The sequence below is a fragment of the Mesorhizobium sp. B2-4-13 genome (assembly GCF_006658535.1).
In the GTDB taxonomy this organism is placed as follows: domain Bacteria; phylum Pseudomonadota; class Alphaproteobacteria; order Rhizobiales; family Rhizobiaceae; genus Mesorhizobium; species Mesorhizobium australicum.
On record NZ_VFVB01000014.1, the window covers coordinates 129,822 to 137,825 of the forward strand.

5 protein-coding genes are annotated in these 8,004 nt (G+C 60.7%); 3 read left to right on the forward strand and 2 right to left on the reverse strand.

Features of this window, described 5'->3' with window-relative positions; genetic code table 11:
* The first annotated feature begins 129 nt into the window (after positions 1-129).
* Entirely contained in the window at positions 130-1,116 is a 987-nt protein-coding gene (locus tag FJ936_RS28610; RefSeq protein ID WP_181171503.1) for a GNAT family N-acetyltransferase, read from the forward strand.
* 569 nt (positions 1,117-1,685) lie between these two features.
* Here FJ936_RS28610 and FJ936_RS28615 read toward each other — a convergent pair.
* Entirely contained in the window at positions 1,686-2,621 is a 936-nt protein-coding gene (locus tag FJ936_RS28615) for a hypothetical protein (RefSeq protein ID WP_246680573.1), read from the reverse strand.
* 70 nt (positions 2,622-2,691) lie between these two features.
* Complete coding sequence (locus tag FJ936_RS28620; protein WP_141907320.1) at positions 2,692-4,716, reverse strand: hypothetical protein; 2,025 nt, start codon at positions 4,714-4,716, stop codon at positions 2,692-2,694.
* A gap of 765 nt (positions 4,717-5,481) precedes the next feature.
* On the opposite strand from FJ936_RS28620, the gene FJ936_RS28625 reads away from it, so the two are divergent.
* Both FJ936_RS28625 and FJ936_RS28630 read left to right on the forward strand, forming a co-directional pair.
* A complete protein-coding gene (locus tag FJ936_RS28625; RefSeq protein ID WP_181763190.1) occupies positions 5,482-6,465 on the forward strand; it encodes a DUF4347 domain-containing protein in 984 nt (327 codons plus the stop codon).
* A gap of 92 nt (positions 6,466-6,557) precedes the next feature.
* On the forward strand, positions 6,558-8,004 hold a 1,447-nt coding region (locus tag FJ936_RS28630), incomplete at its 3' end, for a DUF4347 domain-containing protein (RefSeq protein ID WP_246680574.1).

The following is an 8,004-nucleotide window of genomic DNA, read 5'->3' on the forward strand; positions in this document are numbered from 1 at the left end:
GCCGCCCTCTTTCAACAATTGCTTGGATGGCCGACAAGCAAGGACGGCACAGGGAAATCGGGGATGAGTCGCTCTGACGCCACAGATACCGCCCGGGCGAAACCCGCCGGCTCGGGCTTGAAGCGCGCGATGACCCATGTCGCCGCGCCCGCTGTGATCGCCACTGCCCGCATAGTCACCCGCTTCACGACGCGGGGCGTTCATATCGCCTGGTTCGACGCCTGGAACTCGACCCTCGACCAGGCCCTGGGCTTCTTGCCGGCCATTCCCGGCTGCGACCGCGACCTTTATCGCGAGCTCACCCGACCCACGAGCGCCCGCAAGCGCCACGCCCTGGCGACGGAGAATGGCCACCCGACCGCGCTCATTTCCCTGCGTCGCCGCCGCCGATACTGGGAGCCCGTCGCCTATCAATCGCTTTCCGGCGTGATCGCGCCTGCGTCCTCTCCCGCCGCCCTTGCTCGGGCGCTGCACGCCTTGGGCGTCGAGGTGCGGGTTGAGGCGGGGCTCGACAAGAGCGTCGTGGAGCTAAATCCGCGATCCTACTGGTCCCCGGACAACTACAGCGTCAATCTGCGGGGCGACTATGAGGCGCGCTGGAGCCGCAATCATCGCAAGAATGTGCGCCGGGCCCGCCAGCGCTGCGACGAATTCATGCGGCTTCGCATCGACGACGAGACCGACCTGGAATGGTGCTGCGCTCAATGGGGCCGCATGTGGGAAGGCAACGATGCCGAGGAGACGGTCGCTGCCGAGGATCGTCTGCGGTTCTGGCGCGCCTTCATGAAGCGGCAGACCGCCGGCAGCCCAATCCAGTTCCACACCTTGCACCTGCTCGATGGTGATCGGCGCACAGCCGGCGTCGTCCTGATGTGTCAGGACGGCGTCGTGCTCGGCCAATGCATCGTCCGCGATCCCGAATACGACCGCTTTTGGGTCGGTGTCCGCATAATGGAGGCTTCGATCGAATGGGCCGCACGCGTTGGGCATCGCCAGTTCGATCTCGGCTCCGGGCAAGACTACAAGCAGAGTTGGGGTGAGCCGGTGGCCGGTCGTTACGGTGCCATCTTTCGCCCGCGTGCGGTTAGCGCGCTGTATCGGCTCGGACTCCTGTGACTTCGCTGGGTGAATTCTTTTTTGTTTGATAGCGCAGCGACATTTACCCAATCGAGCGAACCGGTTCGAACTCTGCAAGACCGGGGACGACGGCCGACCCACCGCGGTGATCGCCTGGGCGAGAGCAGTCACTTCGCCGCTGAGGCACAAAGCCGGGGAAAACGGCTTTGTGAGGTATTAATTCGAAGATGCTAATATTATTGTTGCGTCCAGCCGGCAACGCCACCCACGGAGCCGGTCAGGCCCGACGGTCGGACAAATTGTACCCCAACAGGCTGTCGGGCCGCTTGCGCAGACTGCCTTATGTGAGTGCGCGCGGCCCGGCGCCTGCGGGGTTGGGGGTTATGGCGCCGGGCCTTGACCGGCAGGATCCTCAAATTTGCGCGCCGGCGACGTCGACATATATGCTATTGATTATATGAGTAGAATTCATCCAAACGAATAACGAAGGAGTAGAAGGCGAAGCGTGATTGGCACCTGGCCTACCCGAATTAAAACAGGAAAGGTCGGACATGCAGGCCATATTGCCAACCAACCGGGCTGATGGCGGTTTGTGCTCCATCTATTTACTAGGGCGTAATAACCCCCAATAGCTCGCCTAAGCGGAGCGGTAAATGCGGAGAGGTTTGCAATTCCGCGCAGCTCTCTTTCCATCGCTGCAGATATTCAGCGACGGGAATTCCGCTGCGGCCACGCCAGCGGTTGAGAGCGCCGAGCGCTTCTATGCAATCGGGGTTCTGGTCGTATTCGGCGAGGATCGTCACGCTCATTGCCTGCGCGAACGGATTAAGACCGGGAATTTCGATCGCCCCCCGGTTGTCGGCGAACCAAGCGGCGGCGTCACGGGTGAGATCCTGACCATCGGCAAGGGTCGCGTAGGCGCGAACAATGTTCTGGCAATATTGGGCGATGGCGTCACCGAAAGCGTTATCGCCGACGAACGGGGGATGTTTTCTCCAGTCCTCCGCCAGACGTCCGAGGCCGCGCAATGAGAATGCTTCGACCATGGCTTCCTCAAGCCATTGACAGGGTGCGGCGGGCTTGGCGTCGGCTTGCCAACTGTTGGCAAACACATGGCCGAGTTCATGGCCAAACTGATACGCGAGCTTCGACCAGTCTCGCTCGCCGATATCGACGATGATCCATGCCACGCTGCTTCCGTCCGGGTGCAGCCAGATCGCGGGTTGGCCGGAGGTATGCGAGTCGACGCGCACGCGCGCTGGCTGTCGATCGGAGACAAGCCGGACGTCAGTCAGGCAGGAGCGCCGCATACGTTTGATGACCTGAGTGGCCGCGCCCTCCAACATGCGGCCCCAGTCACCGGCAAGCTCGATCGGAGCGTTAAGAAGGGTCGCAGAAGAGGCGTTTGGGTTTATCGGCATGGCGGCGTCACTGGTCTCCGAGTTGATCCTGGGCATCGCCGCGATTGATCCCGCCACAACGGTGCCAAGTACCAATTGCCGCCGCGTAAATAAAGTTGGCCCTTTGCCGGGTTCATCATCCAACCTTGGCGCCGATCGTCAGAGACACTTTGACACCTTCCGGCATATCGCTTCTACCGTTGGCGGTACTTGATCAGATCTGGGGCAAGTCGGTGACGCCGGACCGCAGCATATTTACGTCCTCCAGCACAAATCGTACTTCCGCCTCATCGACGGTTGCCAGCCAGGCCTCTCTGTCGGTTACGCCGTACGAAATCAACAAACGACTTTCATCAGGATGCCAGGCCAGGCCGGCTGCGAATTCGATGCCCTTTTTGTTGAAGAAAAACGGGCGGGTCACTTTCTGTAGAGAGTTCTGTTTGTCGAACCATACGAAGCGGTGAAGATAGTAACGTCGCTTTTCCGGTTGCCTCCATTGCACCTCGTGGATCAGGCACAGCCATCCTCCGTCGAACGCTATGAGCTGGCTGCCACCTCTGAATCGTTGCGCCGCAATCGGGGGCAAGGTTTCGCTGAGAGTGCGGGCCTGATCGTCGATGGTTCGGGTTGGGTCGCATAGGTACATAAAGCGAAGCTCGTCTCCGCCTATATCCGACGGATTGGCCACCACTTGCGGCATCCAGTTTTTCTGATGAATCCGCTGCCCCGCCGGATGTAGAATGCGCCAGTCAGTAAGGTGGCAGGAACCACTTTCCTCGATCCGCGCTATAACCTGTTGGCACAGCGCGTCTTGCGAAAACTCGCGCACACACGCCGAGCCCCAGAGTTCACCATTTATCGCGAACAGACGCAGGTCCTCGAAACCAAGTACGCCTTTGTAGACAGGGTCCGGCATGTCGACCGGCGGCAAAATCTCGCTTGCTGATTGAATGTCCAAATCGTCGCTCAATCGGAGCAGAAAATTCCGGGTGCGGATTGCATCGCCGTTTGTTTCATACTGCAGCTCATCTTCCGTCATCGTGTAGTTCACGGTCCGCTGGGCGAGCACAATTTGCTTGCCTATTCTCGCCACCGACGGATTAGTTGGCCGGTAGCCGTCCGGCGCCGTGAAGCCCAGCGGACGGGCACTGAAGGACGGCATCAGGGCCAGGGCGGGCTGCACATAAAAGAAGGTGTTGGACCACGCCTGGTCTCTGGGACCCTCGCCAGCCCCTCTGTTCAGAGCAAGCCAGTTGCAGGCCGCGCGGCCGCGATCCTTCCGAGCGGGATCGCGGGCGTAATTCGCGACGATCGAATATTCCTCCTGGAGGCCGGTGGCATAGACAGAATCCTCTATGAAAAGGATATCCTGTTCGGGCCGCGCGATTGCCAGCCCGGCCTCACAGAAAAGCACGCTGGCATCGTTCATACCCTTTTCGCGATAATGACGGGCAAGGTCGTAAAGGGGCTCGGCGCGATGCGGTCGCTGGTTGAACGCGGCGAGTGCCTGTCGGACGAAGCCGGCATCGTCGCCCATCTTCTTCAGGCAGCGAGCCTCCTGCAGCCTGGCGTTCCACGCCTCCTCATCCCAGCCACCCATCGCGGCACGCTTGGCATAGGCGACCGCAGCCTCGGCTGTACGCCCGGCGTCGCGGTAGGATTGCGCCAAATAGAACCAGGAGCGATGGTTCTCTGGATCCTTTTCGAGGGCACCCAGCAGGAGTTTGATGTCCCGCTCGAACTTGTCGACCCGGTTCGAGCCTGTGGCGTGATCTTTATACCAAACCCCCCGAAGCTCCTTCGCGCCACCGGGTATGTCGATATATTCGTGGGTTACGCCATGGTAGCGCGCGCCGACATCGCGCTTGACCAAGCGCGTGTTCCAATAGGTAAGGCCCGAATCTGCCCGTTGCAGGAACCGATAGCCCGGTGCATCGAGCCGCTCGCGAAATGCCTTGTTTTCAACAACAAGCTGCATGTCCGCATCGTCGAACAGGAGATAGTCGTACGCAAGTGGCGAGGCATAGGCGTGGTCGAGTGCTGCATTGCGCGCTTGCCCGAAATTGTAGAAAGGAAACTCATGCAGTTCGCCCGGCAGATTGCGTGCGGCGAAGAAGTTGCGGATGAAATCCTGGGTTCCATCGGTCGAGCCGGTATCGCCAATGACCCAGCAATTGATGTGCTCCGCAACCGCGCCAAGACAGCGCTCGAGATTAGCCATCTCATTCTTGACGATCATGTTCAGACAAATTCGCCCGCCGTTTGTCATTTTCCGACTGCCCGCTCCTTGGATAATTGCGCACAGAGGCCGCCATATTTGCATTGCGGCTATATAAGGGACCCTCGATTGTCCCGGCTGGCCATGGACTAGCAGCTGTTGAATCTAGCTAGCCGCAGGCGCAATCGGATGCGGACCATGCCCCGCCAAGCTTTGGGTGTCTCAGCTTCTTGCATGATCACTCATTTCATCGCCTGCTCTTCTACTTCGGTCGCAATCGACTCCTTGGAAAATGCCGGCGCGTGCCGTGTTAGCCAATGTTTGCGCCGGCGTAGAAGGATACTCTTTTTGGAGGAGCTTGCTCATACCAGCCATCGTCGGCATCAAACTTTTGGAGTATACGAGATTGCCGTGGTGTCAACGTAAGGTGTCTAAGTCACGGATTCCAATTGGATTTCGTAACAAATTAAATCTACCACTCGCAGTTACCATTATAAATTGATCCATTTACAACCAGATTATTTCCAATTTACTAGACGTTTAGGTAACGAGAGTGGGCCACTGACTAGCCGAAGGGCGGCCGGGTCGTGGAGATCTGCAAAGCTAGGAGAATGTCGGGAGGGAGGCCACTTTGTGCGTCAGAGGCACAGGGTGTTTGCTTGCCACCATGGCGTCGTGCCGACTTCACCCGGGCGACGTCTTTCCGAAATTGATGTTCCTCGCATGTAGTTCGGGTCCCTCGCAAGTTGTCGCTGGCAAAGCAGTGCCACCGGGATGGGGGGCGTTTTGTATCGCATCGGATCTCACGAGAGTCAGGGCAATGAAACCCGCGGCTCGGACAAGCGTCGGGTCAACCGGCGGTCCGGCGCTGGAGAGAGTTCTTCCACTGCATTGGAGCTTGGGCGCCAGGTGCCTCAACAGTCCACTGCCTCGATCAAGGCCGGACTGCCTCCTGTTCGAGACCCCGGCGTGGCCCTCCACGGCGTCTCCGAAATCCTCTTCGTTGATCCCGACGTATCCGATCTCGGCGCAATCATCCGGCATCTGAGGCCGGAGATCGGGGCGATCGTTCTCGACGCCTGGCGGCCAGCGGCGCGTCAGATGGCGGCGGCGCTGGTAGACCGTTCGGAACTGCGCGCGATCCACATCATCGCGCACGGCGCGCCTGGCCGGGTCGCCTTTGCTGCTGGCGACTGGTCGTCCCAGACGCCGGCAGATGAGGCGGGCGACCTCGCCACGATCGGCGGCTCGCTCGACGAAGGCGGCGCTCTCGGGCTGTGGAGCTGCCGGGCGGGCGCCGGCGCTGAGGGATCTGATTTCATCGTTTCGCTGTCTCGGGCGGCCGGCAGGCCGGTCGCGGCAGCGTCGCACAACGTCGGTGCGCATGTGCTCGGCGGATTCTGGGAACTGAACGTGCGGACGGAGGGCGCCGAGGCGCAGCCGCCGCTAACGGAGGTGGGCATGGGAATCTATGCGGGAATTCTGATCGCCGAGGTGATGGTTACCGGTACCTTGCCGGTCGGCAATATGGCCGGGTCGGTCACCTACTACATCGTCGACATGAACCAGAAGGCCATCGTCGGTCAGGTCATGTTGCCCAGTGCGATGCCGAAGGCAATGCCCGTGTCCATGGCGGTCAAGGTGCCGAACGCAACAGCCTCGCTAGCCATCGGCACATTCGACGCCGCCGGCGACTTCCAGCGTTCCAGCATCCTGAGCGTGAGCGCCTCCGCGGAGCCAACCGGAGCGCTTGGGCCGTCTAGCAGATGATCGCTGATCCTCCAGACCTCCCATTTCGCAGTGCCGGCACTGCCGGCCTTTGTCGTTCTCGTGAGCTGACTTCGAGTCAAAAGGACCTCGCCATGGCCCGCGTTTCTGAAATTCTCTTTGTCGACCCCTCCGCGCCGGATCTGGGGACAATCCTGACCAACCTGCGGCCGGAGGTAGAAGCGATCATGCTGGACGGCCACCGACAGGTGGCGCGCCAGATTGCCGAGACACTGGAAGGGCGCAGCGGGTTGGTCGCCGTGCACGTGGTCGCCCACGGCTCGCCAGGCCGAATGCATTTCAGCTCGGGCGACTGGTCAGTCGACATGTTGGAGGATGCGGCGGATGACTTCGCGGCGATCGGCAGGGCGCTGAGCATCGACGGCGATTTCAGGCTGTGGAGCTGCGAGACGGGCAAGGGCCAGACAGGCGAGACGTTTGTCGAGGCGCTGCATGATGCGACCGGCGCGGAGGTCATGGCCGCGGCAGGGCTCGTGGGCGCCGAGGCGCTGAACGGAGCGTGGGACCTTGTGTCTGATGGTGAACGGGTGATGCCGCCTTTAACTGAAATGGGGGTGAGAAGGTTCGCCGCCATTCTAAGTCTTGAGGTCACCCTTACCGGTTCGCTTGACACATCCATGGGGGTGTCAGGCGTGTTCCCTGTGCAATATTATATAACAAATTCATCTGACGTTATTGTAGGCAGTTTTACGTTACCTTCTAGAACATCAACAGGTAATTTTTCTTCTGTTCAGATGATTGCAGACGTGCCGGTAAGCGGAAATTATAATATTATAGCTCTGGTTCCTACCAACAGCGATGACAATAATTCGAGCTATACCGTTGTAGCCGCGGGCACCTTCACAATTGCATCCTCAGGGGCGGGAACGATTGCGAGCCCAGACACCAGTAATTCAAATGGTGTCTTCAGGCTCACAGCTGTTTCTTCTAGCAGCAACGCAGGCGCCACCGGTGCGACTGGAGCTACAGGTTCGACAGGCGCTACAGGTTCGACTGGCGCCACAGGCGCCACAGGTTCGAGTGGAGCCACGGGTTCTACTGGTGCGACCGGCCCGGTGGGTTCGACTGGAGCGACCGGCGCCGCTGGCGTCACCGGTGATACTGGTGCAACCGGAGCCACGGGTGCAACGGGTAGTACCGGAGCCTCGGGTGCAACCGGCGATACCGGAGCCACGGGTGCGACCGGGGATCCCGGCTCAACGGGTGCCACCGGCGCTACGGGTGCCACCGGCGCTACGGGCGACACCGGTGCGACTGGGGACACCGGCGCCACAGGTTCAACGGGTGCGACTGGCGCGACCGGCGACACTGGAGCGACTGGCGCAACGGGCGACACCGGTTCAACCGGTGGGACTGGCGCGACCGGCGACAACGGAGCAACTGGCGCAACGGGTGATACCGGAGCCACGGGTGCAACCGGCGATACCGGAGCCACGGGTGCGACCGGGGATCCTGGCTCAACGGGTGCCACCGGCGCTACGGGCGACACCGGTGCGACTGGGGACACCGGCGCCACAGGTT

Coding starts and splice junctions, on each gene's coding strand:
- FJ936_RS28610 (WP_181171503.1), top strand. CDS start 130: ATGACCCATGTCGCCGCGCCCGCTGTGATCGCCACTGCCCGCATAGTC.
- FJ936_RS28620 (WP_141907320.1), bottom strand. CDS start 4,716: ATGATCGTCAAGAATGAGATGGCTAATCTCGAGCGCTGTCTTGGCGCG.